This is a genomic window from Deinococcus indicus (assembly GCF_002198095.1).
GTDB lineage: Bacteria > Deinococcota > Deinococci > Deinococcales > Deinococcaceae > Deinococcus > Deinococcus caeni.
On sequence record NZ_NHMK01000018.1, the window covers coordinates 18,711 to 32,111 of the forward strand.

At 71.1% G+C, this 13,401-nt stretch carries 12 protein-coding genes; 2 read left to right on the plus strand and 10 right to left on the minus strand.

What is annotated here, in order from left to right:
* Nucleotides 1–87: 87 nt before the first annotated feature.
* On the minus strand, nucleotides 88–1,059 hold the full coding sequence (locus CBQ26_RS12530; RefSeq protein ID WP_088248971.1) for an NAD-dependent epimerase/dehydratase family protein: 972 nt from the start codon (nucleotides 1,057–1,059) through the stop codon (nucleotides 88–90).
* Between the two features lie 18 nt (nucleotides 1,060–1,077).
* On the opposite strand from CBQ26_RS12530, the gene CBQ26_RS12535 reads away from it, so the two are divergent.
* The gene (locus CBQ26_RS12535) at nucleotides 1,078–1,365 is read left to right on the plus strand and encodes a hypothetical protein (protein WP_088248972.1); all 288 of its coding nucleotides are present in this window, start codon (nucleotides 1,078–1,080) and stop codon (nucleotides 1,363–1,365) included.
* 141 nt (nucleotides 1,366–1,506) lie between these two features.
* Here CBQ26_RS12535 and dprA read toward each other — a convergent pair whose 3' ends face one another.
* The 9 genes from dprA to CBQ26_RS12580 form a co-directional block, all read right to left on the minus strand.
* Nucleotides 1,507–2,610, minus strand: coding sequence for a DNA-processing protein DprA (gene dprA / locus CBQ26_RS12540; RefSeq protein WP_229844369.1), 1,104 nt, complete (start codon nucleotides 2,608–2,610; stop codon nucleotides 1,507–1,509).
* An 85-nt stretch (nucleotides 2,611–2,695) separates the two neighbouring features.
* Complete coding sequence (locus tag CBQ26_RS12545) at nucleotides 2,696–4,114, minus strand: sensor histidine kinase (RefSeq protein ID WP_088248973.1); 1,419 nt, start codon at nucleotides 4,112–4,114, stop codon at nucleotides 2,696–2,698.
* On the minus strand, nucleotides 4,114–4,773 hold the full coding sequence (locus CBQ26_RS12550; RefSeq protein WP_088248974.1) for a response regulator transcription factor: 660 nt from the start codon (nucleotides 4,771–4,773) through the stop codon (nucleotides 4,114–4,116). Before CBQ26_RS12550 ends, CBQ26_RS12545 begins: the two co-directional genes overlap by 1 nt.
* Nucleotides 4,774–4,860: 87 nt before the next feature.
* Nucleotides 4,861–5,271 (minus strand): hypothetical protein, encoded by a 411-nt coding sequence (locus CBQ26_RS12555; RefSeq protein ID WP_088248975.1) that lies wholly within the window; start codon nucleotides 5,269–5,271, stop codon nucleotides 4,861–4,863.
* Between the two features lie 266 nt (nucleotides 5,272–5,537).
* Nucleotides 5,538–7,055, minus strand: a complete 1,518-nt coding sequence (locus tag CBQ26_RS12560) for a dihydrolipoamide acetyltransferase family protein (RefSeq protein WP_088248976.1) — start codon at nucleotides 7,053–7,055, stop codon at nucleotides 5,538–5,540.
* A gap of 18 nt (nucleotides 7,056–7,073) precedes the next feature.
* Complete coding sequence (locus CBQ26_RS12565; protein WP_088248977.1) at nucleotides 7,074–7,307, minus strand: hypothetical protein; 234 nt, start codon at nucleotides 7,305–7,307, stop codon at nucleotides 7,074–7,076.
* A 30-nt stretch (nucleotides 7,308–7,337) separates the two neighbouring features.
* On the minus strand, nucleotides 7,338–8,366 hold the full coding sequence (locus tag CBQ26_RS12570; RefSeq protein ID WP_088248978.1) for an alpha-ketoacid dehydrogenase subunit beta: 1,029 nt from the start codon (nucleotides 8,364–8,366) through the stop codon (nucleotides 7,338–7,340).
* Complete coding sequence (locus CBQ26_RS12575) at nucleotides 8,363–9,487, minus strand: thiamine pyrophosphate-dependent dehydrogenase E1 component subunit alpha (RefSeq protein ID WP_088248979.1); 1,125 nt, start codon at nucleotides 9,485–9,487, stop codon at nucleotides 8,363–8,365. Before CBQ26_RS12575 ends, CBQ26_RS12570 begins: the two co-directional genes overlap by 4 nt.
* Nucleotides 9,488–9,762: 275 nt before the next feature.
* Nucleotides 9,763–11,364 (minus strand): aminotransferase class V-fold PLP-dependent enzyme, encoded by a 1,602-nt coding sequence (locus CBQ26_RS12580; RefSeq protein ID WP_088248980.1) that lies wholly within the window; start codon nucleotides 11,362–11,364, stop codon nucleotides 9,763–9,765.
* 122 nt (nucleotides 11,365–11,486) lie between these two features.
* Between CBQ26_RS12580 and mnmG the strand changes: the two genes are divergently transcribed.
* Nucleotides 11,487–13,292, plus strand: coding sequence for a tRNA uridine-5-carboxymethylaminomethyl(34) synthesis enzyme MnmG (gene mnmG, locus CBQ26_RS12585; protein ID WP_088248981.1), 1,806 nt, complete (start codon nucleotides 11,487–11,489; stop codon nucleotides 13,290–13,292).
* Nucleotides 13,293–13,401: the final 109 nt, after the last annotated feature.

Below are 13,401 nucleotides of genomic sequence, written 5' to 3' on the forward strand. Positions count from 1 at the left end.
AGGCACTCTTGAAGCGGGGGTCAGCATACCACCCGGGCCGGCTTCTCTCGGGATCACCCTGGAGAGAAGCGGGCCGGGACGCCGTCTCTACCCGGCCTGTTCTTCTCTCCACGCGGCCAGCGCCTGCGCCTCGCGGTCCGGGGTCAGGGCGTAGGTCAGGGCGGCCCCGGCACTCCAGGCGCGGGTGTCGCGGGCCGTCACGGCCGGGTCACGCAGGCTCAGGCCCGCCGCGAGTGCCCGGCTGTTGTCCACGTCCATCAGGCCCGCCTGCTCCGAGTGCTCCGGGAGAAACAGCGGCAGTTCCCGGAAGCCCAGGCCCAGGCGTTCCAGGGCCTCCGCCGGCACCCATACCGGCTGCCGGACGCCCAGCACGCCCGCGAAGGCCGCCCAGCTCAGGCGCGGCCCGGCCACATTGAATACGCCGCCCACATTCTGCTCGACCATGCGTACCGTGAACTCGGCGAGGTCCCGCGCGTCGATCACCTGCACGTGATCCTCGCCGCTGCCGGGCAGCAGGGTCTCCCCCCCCCCCCTGGCCCGGTCCGGCCAGTACGGGTAGCGGGCCGTGCGATCGAACGGCCCCGCCACGATCTGCGGCCGCAGGATGGTGGCGCGGTCCCCGAACGCTTCCTGCACGATCTGCTCGCAGGCCACCTTCAGCGGGCCGTAACTGGCGCCCGTCACCTCGGTCTGATCCTCGGGCGCGGGCGGCAGCAGCGGGTCGTCCTCCCGCACCGGGTGACGGCCTGGCTCGGCGTACACGCTGACCGTGCTGACGAACACGTAGCGGCCCACCCGGTCCCGCAGCCCCGCAGCACTCGCCCGCACGGCGGCCGGGGTGTACCCGCTGACATCCACGCAGGCGTCCCAGCGGCGGCCCGCCAGGGTGTCCAGGCCACCCGAATCGGCCCGGTCACCGCGCAGTCGCTCAACATTCTCTGGCAACTTGTCCGGGGACTGGCCGCGCGTCAGGATGCTCACGCGGTGCCCGCCCGCCAGGAACGCCAGCACGATGTGCCGGCCCACGAACTGCGTGCCGCCCAGAATCAGGATGTCCATGCGTCTATCCTGTCACGCATGAAAGTCAGGTTCACCGGCGGCCGGGTCCGCGCCCGCATCGACGATCTGGAACTCGCGGCCCTGACGCGCGGCGAGTCCCTCGAAACCCGCGTCGAGTGGCCCGGCGGAGGCTGGACCCTGACCCTCGACCCGTACGGAGACACGCTGAGCGGGAGTGCCGGGCACCTGCGCGTGGGCCTGCGTGCCCGCCTACCGGAGCTGCTGGACCCCGCGCAGGAAGGCGTGACCCTGAACGGCCCGCCGCGCGTGACTGTGGAAAAGGACTTCGGCCCGCAGCACGGCTGAGATGAACTCCGATTGAATGGGCTGCAAAGCCCGTTCAATCCGAGCGAAGCGAGTGGGAGAGCAACGGGTTCCGGACGTGAAGCTGACAAGCCGGCGATGTTCCGGGTTGTCGGCGAAACAGACGGAACTCGCCTGATCAGGTCAACGTCGGCTCCAGCGCCCCCCGACCTCCTCGACCAGTCCGGCGAGTTGCAGCATGACCAGCGCGGTCTGCACGTCTGCCAGCGGCAGGCGCGCGCGGGCCTGAAGGTCGTCCAGAGTGGTGGGCGCGTTGATGGCGGCCAGCACCTGCGCCTGCTCGGACGGGAGGTTTAGCGCGGGTTGCTGCGGCACGCTACCCCACCCGAACTCGGTCAGGATGTCGGCGGCCGATTCGGTCAGGACCGCGCCGTCGCGGATCAGGGCGTGCGGCCCGGCGGCGCGGGGGTCCCCGGCGCGGCCCGGCACGGCGAACACGGTGCGCCCGCATTCCAGCGCGTGCGTGGCGGTGATCAGCGACCCGCTCTTGCGTTCGCCCTCGACGACCAGCGTCCCGGCACTCAGGGCGGCGATCAGGCGGTTACGGGTCGGGAAGTGATGCTGCGCGGGACCGGTCCCCAGCGGGTACTCGCTGATCAGCGTGAGCCGTTCGGCCAGTCGCTCGTTCTCGCGGGGGTAGATGACGTTCACGGCGCTGCCCAGCACGCCCACGCTGAGGCCCCCCGCCTCGACCGCCGCGCCGTGCGCCGCCGTGTCCACGCCGCGCGCCAGTCCACTGACCACGACCACGCCGGCGCGGGCCAGGTCCGCCGCGACCGTGCGGGTCAGCGAGACCGCGTGAGGACTGGCGGCGCGCGTGCCCACGATCCCGACGGCGCGCGGCACGACCGGCAGGTCCGGCAGGTCGCCCAGCACCCACAGGACCGCCGGGGCGTCCTCCAGCGCGTCCAGGGCGGGCGGGTAACCGTCCAGTCCGCGCCCGAGCAGGGTCACGCCCAGCCGGGCGGCCTCGGCCAGTTCCGCCCCTGCCTGTTCAGCGGCCTTCGGGGTGCCGATGGCGGCCAGACTGCGGATGTCCAGGCCCGGCACGCCGCGCAGTTCGCTGCGGGGAGCACGCAGCGCCGCGTGCGCCGACCCGAAGTGGGCGCGCAGGCTCTCGGTGCGGCGTGGGCCCAGTCCCGGCGTGAAGCGCAGGGTCAGCAGCGCCAGCAGTTCCTCCGGCGCGGACGGAACGTGCAGGTCGGCGAACAGGGGGCGACTGGTCACCCGGTCAGAATACGGTCCGGCCCGGACCGGGCGCAGCGGCAGGCACGGTCCGCCCGGTGGGGGTGCCGCTGCGCCCGGTGGGCTCTCAGGCGCGGGCGGGCAGGGGCGGTTCGTTCAGCAGGTCCGCCTCGTCCATGTCGTTGGGGTCGTCGGGGTCGTCGCTGTCGTCGCCGAGGGCTGCGCCGGGAAGCGCCAGCGTGAACAGCGCCCCGCCCTGCGGGTGGTTCTGGCCGGTCAGGGTGCCGCCGTGCATCAGCGCGATCTGCCGTGACACGCTCAGGCCCAGGCCGCTGCTGCCTGCCCCGCTCACGAACGGCTGGAAGATCCGCTCGCCCAGTTCCGGCGGCAGGCCCGGCCCGCTGTCGCGCACCGTGAAGGTCAGCCACTCGGGCGTCTCGGTCAGGGTGACGGTCACGGTCCCGTCCGTTCCGGCGGCGCGGCGGGCGTTGGCGGTCAGGTTCCGCAGCGCCTGCGTCAGCCGGTCCGGGTCGCACAGGATGCCGCCGGTCCAGTCGCCCTCGAAGGTCGTGCCGGGCACCAGCCGGTCCACGCGGCCCCGCAGCGTCCGGGCCGGGATGTAATGCCACGCGAGTTTCATCTCCAGTTCCCCGCGCGCCAGCTGCATCAGGTCCTGCGTGGTGAAGGTCAGTTCGTCCGCGACCAGCGAGGCCCGCTGCACCTCCGGGTCGTTCGTGCGTTCCTCGGCGCGTTGCAGGCTGGCCTTCAGGACGGTCAGCGGCGCGCCCAGCTCATGCACGATCTGCCCCAGCAGTTGCTTTTCACGCGCCTGCCCGTCCTCGATGCGGACCAGCAGGCGGTTGATGGCGGTCAGCAGGCGGTGAACCTCGTCCTCCTGCGCCGGCAGCGGCAGCGTGGCCAGACTGCGGGTCGGGTCGATGCGGTCCGCGAGGTTCGCGGCGTGCTCCAGGCCGCTCAGGGCGCGGCGGCCCACCCACCAGCCGGTCAGCAGCAGCAGCAGCGGCGCCACGATCAGCGCCAGCAGCAGCGCGCTCAGGGCACTCTGCCTCGCGGCGATCAGGTCCACCTCCGGCAGGCCCACCCACAGCGTCCCGAAATCCCCGACCGGGCGCTGCACGGCCCGCACGCTGGTGTCCTGCACGGTCACCTGCCCCTGCGTGCCGAAGGGGAACGGCGCGTCGTTGAATTCCCGCAGGATCGGACTGGTCGCGTACACCACGCCCTCCGCGTCGATCAGCATGGTGTACGCGCTGGCACTGCCGGCCGTGCGGCCCAGCCCGCGCTGCACGCCCGTGAACGCCTCGGCCAGCGTGTCCGCCCGTTCATTCAGGCGGTCCGTGAACTGCTGGTCCATGCGCGACAGCAGCAGCGTCACCACGCCCAAGCTGGTCAGCAGGATCAGCACCAGCGCCAGCAGGCTGTACGTCAGGGCCAGCCGGAACCGCAGCGAGTGCCGCCACGCCACCCGCGCCGACACCAGCCCCCCGCCGGGCAGCATCAGTGCGGCGGGGCGCGGCGGGCTCATCAGGCCTGCAGCACGTACCCGACGTTGCGGATCGTGCGGATTCTCAGGTCACTGCCCGCATGTTCCAGTTTCTTGCGCAGCTGCGAGATCCGCACCTCGACCGAGTTGCTGTTCGGCGTCTCCCACCCGTACAGGTGAGACTCGATGTCCGCGCGCGAGAACACCCGCTCGGGCGTGCGCATCATCAGTTCCAGGATGCGGGCCTCGTGCTCGGTCAGGTTGGTGTGCTTGTCGTCCACGGTCAGCAGCAGGCTGCTGGTGGACAGGCTGGTGTTGCCCAGGTTCACGCCGGACCCGGCCGCCGTGCGCCGCAGCAGCGCCGTGATGCGCGCGTCGAGTTCCGGCATGGCGAACGGTTTGGTCAGGTAGTCGTCCGCGCCGGCATTCAGGCCCGCCACACGCTCCTGCACGCCGCTGCGCGCCGACAGCACCAGGACCGGCGTGCTGGAGTACTGCCGCAGCGCCTGCACGAGGTCCAGGCCGTCGCCGTCCGGCAGGTTCAGGTCCAGCAGGATCAGCTGGGCGGTGTGCGTACCCAGCCACGCCTGCGCGTCCCTGAGGGTGGCGGCGTGATGCACCTGGTACTCGCCGGACAGGTACTCCTTGAGCAGCGGCCCGAGGTGCGGATCGTCTTCGACAACAAGAATCTGGGCCAGCATGACGTTCTCCTTGTGGGGCGGTCGGGGGGACCGCCGGGAAATGGAAGTTCCGGGTCCGATCCTAGCGCGCCGCCCGCGTCGCTTCTTTTACTTCTTGTTTGCGGGGGCGTTCGCGGGCGCGGACCTCAGGCCGGGCAGGGTCACGGGGCTACCGGGCACCTGTAGCGTCACCGTGAGCTTGAAGGCCGTCAGGAAGCGCGCGATGCCCTGCGGGCCGTTGTCAGCCTGCAGGTCCAGCTGGCCGCCACGTAACACGCCGCTGTAGCGGCTCTTCAGGCCCGGAAAGGTGTTCCTGGCGCGTTCCTCGTCGCTGGGCGCGAACAGCACCACGACCGGACCGTTGTAATCCCCGACCAACCGCACCCGCAGCTGAGTGCCGCTGCTCTCGCCGTCGCCCAGTTTGGTCTGCAGTTCACTGTCCCACACGCTGAGTTTCAGGGCGTGTGCGGGCGTGGACAGCAGCAGGGCGGACAGCAGCAGGGCAGGGAACTTGGGCATGATGGTCGGGGGATCTCCTGGGGTCGGGTCAGGCCACTGGGGCCAGCGGGGAACGGGGGGCGGCAGGCCGGACGGGATTCCCGACCTGTGATTGCCCAGCCTACCGCCTGGACCTGACGCGCCGCTGAAGTCCCGGCCCCAATTGCCCACCGAGCCTGAAGGAACCCACGGAGCCGGAAGGAAAGGGCCGCGCCAACCCCCACGCAGCAGGGCAGGCCGGACACCGACGGTCCGGCCTCTCCCCTGTCGGTCGTTCTGGGTCGTCTTTACAGGGCTTCGAGCATCAGGCGGTCCGGGTTCTCCAGCAGGCGGATCACTTCCTTGCAGAAGCGGGCGGCCTCGGCGCCGTCCACGAGGCGGTGATCGAACGACAGGCTCAGGTACATCATGTGCGCCACGACGATGTTGTCGTACTCGTCCACGATGGGCCGCTTCACGATGGAGTGAATGCCCAGGATCGCGGCGTCCGGCACGTTGATGATCGGGAACGAGAACAGCGCCCCGATGGACCCGATGTTCGTGACGCTGAAGGTGCTGCCCGCCAGTTCGTCCGCCTGGAGTTTGCCGGCCTGCGCGCGCCCGGCGACGTCCGTGACCTCGCGGGCCAGATCGAACAGGCTCTTGTGGTTCACGTCCCGGATGACCGGCACGGTCAGGCCGGCGTCCGTGGCGACCGCCATGCCGAGGTTGTAGTAGCGCTTCTGCACGATCTCCTGCGTGGCCTCGTCGAAGGACGTGTTCAGGCTCGGGTACTTGCGCAGCGCCGCCGCGACCGCCCGGAAGATGAACGGCAGGTACGACAGTTTCACCCCGGCGGCCGCCGCGTCGTCCTTCACGCGCGCGCGGAACTCCACCAGTTTGCTGAGGTTCACCTCGTCCACCGTCAGGGTCCGCACGGTGTACAGGTGGCTGGCCTGCATCTGGTTGCTGATGGCGCGGCGCATCCCCCGCAGCGGCACACGGTCTTCCAGGTGCTCGTACCCCTTCGGCGTGCGGTACTGCACGGGCGCGACCGGCATTCCACCGGCGCCCTTCGCGGCGGGCGCTGTCGGTGCAGGGGCAGAGGCCGCTGGCGCCGCGGCGGGTGCGGCGCTGGCCGGAGCGGAGACCGCGGGCGCGCTGGCGGCCGCCCCTGCGCCCTGGTGATGCGCCAGCACGTCCCCGACACGGATCCGGCCGTTCGGGCCGCTGCCGCGCACGTCGGCCAGGGTCACGTTCAGTTCGCGCGCCAGCTGCCGCGCGGCGGGCACGGCCAGCACCCGGCCGTCCGCGCGGGCCGGCTGGGCCGGCGTGGCCTGGGCTGCCGGCGCGCCCCGCACGCCGAGGCCCTGCACCTGCACCCGCTCGTCGGACGCGAAGGCCTTGAACAGGCTGCTGGCATCGTCGTCGGTCTTGCCGGCCAGGTGCCCGGCCTCCACGATGCTGCCGCCCCGGTCCTCGGGCGCCGGCGCGATCTGCTCGCGTTCCTCCTGCGCCTGAATGGAGGGCGCCTGAGTTGCGGTTGCCTGCGGGGCGGGCGCCGGGGCGGAGGCTTCGGGAGTGGCCCCGCCGGTCTCGTCAATCAGGGCGATGGCGGCGTGAACGGCGACCACGTCGCCCTCGCCGGCCAGTCGCCGGTGCAGCACGCCCGCGACGGGGCTGGGCAGTTCGACCGTGACCTTGTCGGTCATGACCTCGCACAGCGGCTGTTCCAGCGCGATGGTGTCACCCTCGGACACCAGCCACTTGAGGATCTCGCCCTCGACGACACTTTCAGCGAGTTCGGGCAGCAGGACTTCTTTCATGGGGAACCTCGGGAGGGCTCAGCGCAGCACGAACGTGCGCAGCAGCCCGTAGATGATGAGCAGGAGGGCCAGTCCCTGAATCCAGCGTTCCCCGCGCGCGTACACCCAGGCGCTGACGCCCAGCAGGGCGAACATGCCGCCGATCGCGGCGCTCTGCCACGGTTCGGCCAGCCGGCCCGCCAGGGCGTACAGCGCGAAGCCGATCACCAGGCCGATGGTGCCCAGCAGGGGACGAAGCAGGTCGGGTTTCATGGGGTTCAGGGTACGGCGTTCAGGGGGCGGTCAGTAGTTCAGCGCGCGGACGCAGGCGGCCACGATGCGGTTCGGGCCGGGCAGGTACACCTTGTCCTGCACGTACGGGTACGGCGTGTCGAAGCCCGCCACCTGTCCGACCGGGGCGGTCAGGGAATCGAAGACCTGCTCCTGGATGACGTACGCGACCTCGCCCATGAAGTTGCTGATGCGCGGCGCCTCGCTGACGAGCACGGCGCGGCCGGTCTTCTCGACGCTGCTCAGGACGCGGTCCTTGTCCCAGGGCACCAGCGAGCGCAGGTCGATGACCTCCACGCTGACACCCTCGGCGGCCAGGGCGTCGGCGGCCCTCTCCAGGTCCGGCATGACGCCCCCGTACCCGATCAGGGACAGGTCCGTGCCCTCGCGGCGCACGGCGGCCTCGCCGAACTTCACGACGTAGTCGTGGGCGGGCACCTCGCCCTTGGCGGCGCGGTACAGGCGTTTGGGTTCGAAGAAGATCACGGGGTCCTCGCCGCGCACGGCGCTGCGCAGCAGGCCCTTGGCGTCGTAGGGCGTGCTGGGCATCACGACCTTCAGGCCCGGCGTGTGCGTGTAGTAACTCTCGGGGCTCTGGCTGTGGTGGTGCCCGCCCTTCACGCCGCCGCCCGACGGCGTGCGGATGACCATGGGGGCCGTGAACTGCCCGCCCGACCGGTAACGGATCTTGGCGGCCTGCGAGATGATCTGGTCGAAGCCGGGCCCCATGTAGTCCGCGAACTGAATTTCTGCGATGGGGCGCAGGCCGCGCACGGCCATGCCCACGGCGGCGCCCACGATGCTGGCCTCGCTCAGGGGCGTGTCGAACACGCGGCGCGGCCCGAAGCGTTCCTGCAGGCCGGCGGTCGCCATGAACACGCCGCCGCGCGCGCCGACGTCCTCGCCGAACAGCACGACGCGGCTGTCGCGTTCCATCTCCTCGGCGATGGTCTCGGTCACGGCCTGAATCAGGTTGATGGTGCGCGCGCCGCTGTCGGCGTCGGTCCCCTGGGTGGGGGTGCGTTCCTGCGTGGCGGTCATGCCCGTCCTCCCTGACCGTTCTGGCCGGTCTGCTCGGCGCGCAGGAAGGCTTCCTGGTCGCGCAGGTGGCCCGGCAGGTCGGCGTACACGTCCTCGAACATGATCCGCCAGTCGGGTTGACCGGTCGCCTCGGCTTTCAGGACCTGCTCGTCGACCTCGCGGTGCGTCTGGGCGATCAGTGCGGCGCGTTCCTCGGCGCTGACCGGGTGGCCCAGATGCTCCAGCAGTTTCTCGACGCGGGTGATCGGGTCGCGGCCCAGCCACTCCTCGACCTCCTCGCGGGTGCGGTAGTGCTTCTCGGCGTCCGCGTCGGCGTTGCTGTGAGAGCCCACACGGTAGGTCAGGCACTCGACGAGCGCGGGACCGTGCCCGGCGCGGATCTGGTCGGCCACGTAGGCGCAGACCTCCATGACGGCCACGATGTCGTTGCCGTCCACGTAGTAACCGGGCATGCCGTAGGCCTTCGCCTTGATGTGGATGGTCTCGCTGGCCGTCTGCTCGCGGATGGAGGTGCTGATCGCCCACTGGTTGTTCTCGCAGACGAACATCGCGGGGGCCTTCGCGGCGCCGGCCATGTTCAGTCCGGCGTGCCAGTCGCCCTCGCTGGTCGCGCCGTCCCCGAAAGTGCAGACCGTGAGTTCGTCCACGCCCAGGTACTTCTGCGCCATGGCGTTCCCGGCGGCGGGCGGCACCTGCGAGGCGATGCTGGAACTGATGCTCACGAAGTTCTGCGCCTGCGCCGCGAAGTGGTGCGGCATCTGGCGGCCGCGCGAGGAGTCGCTGTTCGTGCCGAGGCACTGGCTGAGCAGTTCGGCCATCGGGACGCCCATGGCGAGGCCCAGGGTGTGGTCGCGGTAGTACGGCCAGACCCAGTCGTGGCCCACGCGGATCGAGCGGGCCAGGCCCACCTGGGTGGCTTCCATGCCGCTGGACTGCGCGTAGAAGGTGGTGCGCCCCTGGCGGAGCAGCGTGATGAGTTTGCGGTCGAACTCGCGGGCGCGCAGCATCAGGGCGTGCAGTTCGCGCAGCAGCTCGGGCGTGAACCGCGCGGGCAGCGGCTGGACCGGCGTGCCGTCCTCCGCCACGAAGCGGATGGGTTCAGGGGTGAAGGGCTGAATCATGGGCTGGGGCCTCCTGACAGGGAGCGGGAAGCGCGGCGCGGTGGCCGGCTCCTCCCCTGATAGATCTGTCTAGCAAACGCTCGTTAGGCATTTTAGACGGTTTGCCCCCCGCGCGGGAAACCCGGCTGGCCTGCGGCAGCCCCGCGGCCCGGCCCGGCCCCCTCCAGCCGCCTCCCGGAAGGCCGGAAGCCCGCATTCTGTCCACTCAGGCCGGACGGAAAGGCGAGCGGGTCAGCCGCCCTAGCCCGGCTGGCCCGCTCCTCTGCTCTCGGGCTTCAGTGTGCGAAGAACACCAGTCCGTCGGGCACACCCGCCGGAACGGGCCTCCCCTCCCCTGCCGGGGCCAGCCCCCCGGCCAGCGCCCGCGCCTCGCGCAGGTACGCCCCGAACGGCACCGGCCCCGCCTGCCGCTTGGGGCGGTCCTCGCCGAACAGGTTCATGGGCGCGCGGTCCGCCGGGTGAGTCCAGGCGCCGCTGGCCCAGTCGAAGTTGTACAGCGCCACGAACCGCTCGCCGTACTCGGCCACGAACTCCATGGCGTCCAGCAGGAACTCCACCTCCTCGTCGGTCGCCCACGGCGCGAGGTTCAGGCGGGTCCAGCCGGGCTTCACGCCGTCCAGGTGATTCACGGCGCACTGCATGAACTGCTCGCTGCGCCGGTCGTCGATCTCCAGCAGCGCGTGCCCGTACGGCCCGGCGCAGGCGCAGCCGCCGCGCGCCTGGATGCCGAACAGGTCGTTCAGCAGCCGCACGACCAGCCGGGGGTGCAGCTGCGTGCCCGCAGACGTGAAGGTCAGGAACGACAGGAACGCCAGCCGGGGCGCGTCCAGGTTGCCCAGCAGCCGCAGGCGCGGGTTCGGGCGCAGCCTGTCCAGGGCGCGGGCGTACAGTTCGTGCTCACGGGCGGTCAGTGCCTCGGTGCCCAGCTCTTCCTTGACCCGGAACGCCAGCGCCGTGCGCAGCTTGCCCAGGATGGCAGGCGTGCCGGCGTCCTCGCGGGCCTCGATGTCCTCGACGTACAGCTGCGCCGTCCGGTTCACGAAACGCACCGTTCCGCCGCCCGGCGTGCTGGGAACGCTCAGGCGGTACAGCTCCTGCCGGAAGCACAGCAGGCCCGGCGTGCCCGGCCCACCCGCGAACTTGTGCGGACTGAGGAACACTGCGTCGTACCCGTCGGGGCGGCCGGGTTTCATGTCGATCTTCACGTACGGCCCGCTGGCCGCGAAATCGAAGAACGCGAACGCCCCGTGTGCGTGCAGCAGCCGCGCCACCGACCGGGTGTCGGTCAGCAGGCCCGTCACGTTGCTGGCCGCGCTGAACGACCCGATCTTCGGCCGTCCGGCGTAGCGGGGGTCCTTCAGCGCGCCGACCAGGGCGTCCAGGTCCAGGTTGCCGCGTTCGCACAGCGGAATCTCGACGACCTCGGCCAGTGTCTCGCGCCAGCTGATCTCGTTGCTGTGATGCTCGTACGGCCCGACGAACACCACGGGCCGCTGCGAGTCCGGCAGGGCGTCCAGCACGGTCTGACGGTGCGGGCCGCCCACGACCAGCCCCAGGATGTCCTGCATGCGGCGCACGGCGGCCGTACTGCCGGACCCGCAGAACACCAGCTTGCAGGTGCTGTCCGCGCCCAGCTGCTCCTTGACGTACCCGGCCGCCTGATGGGTCAGGTGCGTCAGGTGCGCGCCCGTGGCGCTGTCCTCGGTGTGGGTGTTCGCGTACAGCGGCAGGGCCAGCGTCTCCAGGCGGCGCTCGACCGAGTGCAGCGCCCGGCCTGACGCGACGTAATCGGCGTACGTCACGCGCCGCTCCCCGAAGGGCGTGTCGATCAGGACGTCGGTACCGATCAGGTCAGCGCGCAGCGCAGCAAAATCCATGCCCCATCTTAAGGGGCCTTCACGGCGCTCATGGTGGCCACACACCCCCGCCGGGCCGGGCCGCGTTCGGGAATGCGGGTCACCCTGCCCAAGCCGGCCGCCCGGTACACTGACCAGTTGAGATGAGTGGCTGGAATGTGATTGTGATCGGTGGTGGACACGCGGGCCTGGAAGCGGCGTGGGCCGCCGCGAAGTTCTCCCGCGTGGCCCTGCTGATCGGCAACCCCGCCACGGTGGGTCGCATGCCGTGCAACCCGGCGGTGGGCGGCCCCGGCAAGAGCCAGCTGGTGTTCGAGTTGCAGGCCATGGGCGGCCTGATGGGCCGGCTGGCCGACGAGACTGCCATCCACACCCGCGTGCTGAACGCCAGCAAGGGCCCGGCCGTGCAGTCCCTGCGCGTGCAGAACGAACGCGACGCCTACGCCGAGCGGGCGCAGGACGTGATCTTCGGGCACCCGAACATCGACATCCTGCGCGGCGAGGCGGCCGACCTGGAAAGCGACGGGCAGGGCGGCTGGCTGGTCGTCACCACCGACGGGCGCCGGCTGGCGGCGCGCAGCGTGGTCGTGGCGGCCGGGACCTTCATGCGCGGCGTGACGTGGTACGGGCGGCAGTCGCGCGCCGAGGGCCGTCAGGGCGAGCCGCCCTCGCGCTTCCTGTCCGCGCCGCTGGCCCGCGCCGGGCACGTCCTGAAACGCTTCAAGACCGGCACGCCGCCCCGCGTGCGTGCCGACGCCGTGAACTTCGCCGAGCTGCTGGAAATCCCCGCCGACCCCAACCCGCGCGGTTTCACCGGCACGCCCGGCCCGCGCGCCGCCGAGTCCCCCACCTGGCAGACGCACACCACCCCGGAAACGCACCGCCTGATCCACGAGAACATCCACGAGTCGCCCATGTACGCCGGGGACATCGAGGGCCTGGGGCCGCGTTACTGCCCCAGCATCGAGGACAAGGTCGTGCGTTTCGCCCACCACGACCGGCACCTGCTGTTCGTGGAGCCGGACGGCGTGCAGACCAGCGAGGTGTACCTGCAGGGCTTCAGCTCGTCGCTGCCGCCGCACCTGCAGGACGCCCTGGTACGCACGCTGCCGGGCTTCGAGCGGGCCGTGATCCAGCGCTACGCCTACGCGGTCGAGTACGACGTGGTGGACTCCCTGGAACTCACCCTGAACCTGGAATCGAAGCGGATGCCGGGCGTGTTCACGGCCGGGCAGATCAACGGCACCAGCGGCTACGAGGAGGCGGCCGCGCAGGGACTGATCGCCGGGACCGCCGCCGCCCGCCGCGCCGGGGGAGAGGCCGAACAGTTCATCGGGCGTGAGACCGGGTACATCGGGGTGCTACTGGACGAACTGGTGTTCAAGGGTAGCAACGAGCCGTACCGCATGATGACCAGCCGCGTGGAGCACCGCCTGCTGGTCCGGCAGGACAACGCCGACGAGCGCATGACGCCCATCGGGCACGCCCTGGGACTGGTGGACGCCGCCGAGGTCGCGCGGGTCGAGGCGAAGTACGCGCGCGTGCAGGCCGGCATCGACGCGCTGGCGGCGCAGCGGGTGCAGGGGCAGACTGGCGACGCGTGGTTGCGCCGCCCGGAGTTCTCGCTGCCGGACGTGGAGGCGCTGGGTGTGACCCTGCCGGAGCTCTCGGTGGCCGAGCGTGAGGCAGTCGAGATCCGCGTGAAGTACGCCGGCTACATCCGCCGCGCCGAGATTCAGCTGCGGGCCGAGGACCGTTCGCGCGACCTGAGCCTGGGCGGTGTGGACTTCGCATCCATCGGGGCGCTGTCGAACGAGGCCCGCGAGAAGCTGGTGCGCCTGCAACCGCAGACGGTCGAGCAGGCCAGCCGCATCTCCGGGGTGCGCCACGCCGACATCAGCGCGCTGCTGGTGCATCTGAAGGGGCGGAGCGTTTCACGGGAAACCTGACGGTGAAACACACCTCTGCCTGAAGAGGAGGACCGTGGGCCGCACCGGTGAGTGCGCCCCGCCGCCTGTGCCCCGGCTTGACGGCCCGGACGTTTCACGGGAAACTTGA

Bases quoted from the DNA above. Each gene is read 5' to 3' on its own strand.
- CBQ26_RS12565 (WP_088248977.1), bottom strand. From the start codon at position 7,307: ATGAAACCCGACCTGCTTCGTCCCCTGCTGGGCACCATCGGCCTGGTG.
- CBQ26_RS12560 (WP_088248976.1), bottom strand. From the start codon at position 7,055: ATGAAAGAAGTCCTGCTGCCCGAACTCGCTGAAAGTGTCGTCGAGGGC.
- CBQ26_RS12555 (WP_088248975.1), bottom strand. From the start codon at position 5,271: ATGCCCAAGTTCCCTGCCCTGCTGCTGTCCGCCCTGCTGCTGTCCACG.
- CBQ26_RS12550 (WP_088248974.1), bottom strand. From the start codon at position 4,773: ATGCTGGCCCAGATTCTTGTTGTCGAAGACGATCCGCACCTCGGGCCG.
- CBQ26_RS12530 (WP_088248971.1), bottom strand. From the start codon at position 1,059: ATGGACATCCTGATTCTGGGCGGCACGCAGTTCGTGGGCCGGCACATC.
- CBQ26_RS12545 (WP_088248973.1), bottom strand. From the start codon at position 4,114: ATGAGCCCGCCGCGCCCCGCCGCACTGATGCTGCCCGGCGGGGGGCTG.
- CBQ26_RS12575 (WP_088248979.1), bottom strand. From the start codon at position 9,487: ATGATTCAGCCCTTCACCCCTGAACCCATCCGCTTCGTGGCGGAGGAC.
- CBQ26_RS12580 (WP_088248980.1), bottom strand. From the start codon at position 11,364: ATGGATTTTGCTGCGCTGCGCGCTGACCTGATCGGTACCGACGTCCTG.
- mnmG (WP_088248981.1), top strand. From the start codon at position 11,487: ATGAGTGGCTGGAATGTGATTGTGATCGGTGGTGGACACGCGGGCCTG.
- CBQ26_RS12535 (WP_088248972.1), top strand. From the start codon at position 1,078: ATGAAAGTCAGGTTCACCGGCGGCCGGGTCCGCGCCCGCATCGACGAT.
- CBQ26_RS12570 (WP_088248978.1), bottom strand. From the start codon at position 8,366: ATGACCGCCACGCAGGAACGCACCCCCACCCAGGGGACCGACGCCGAC.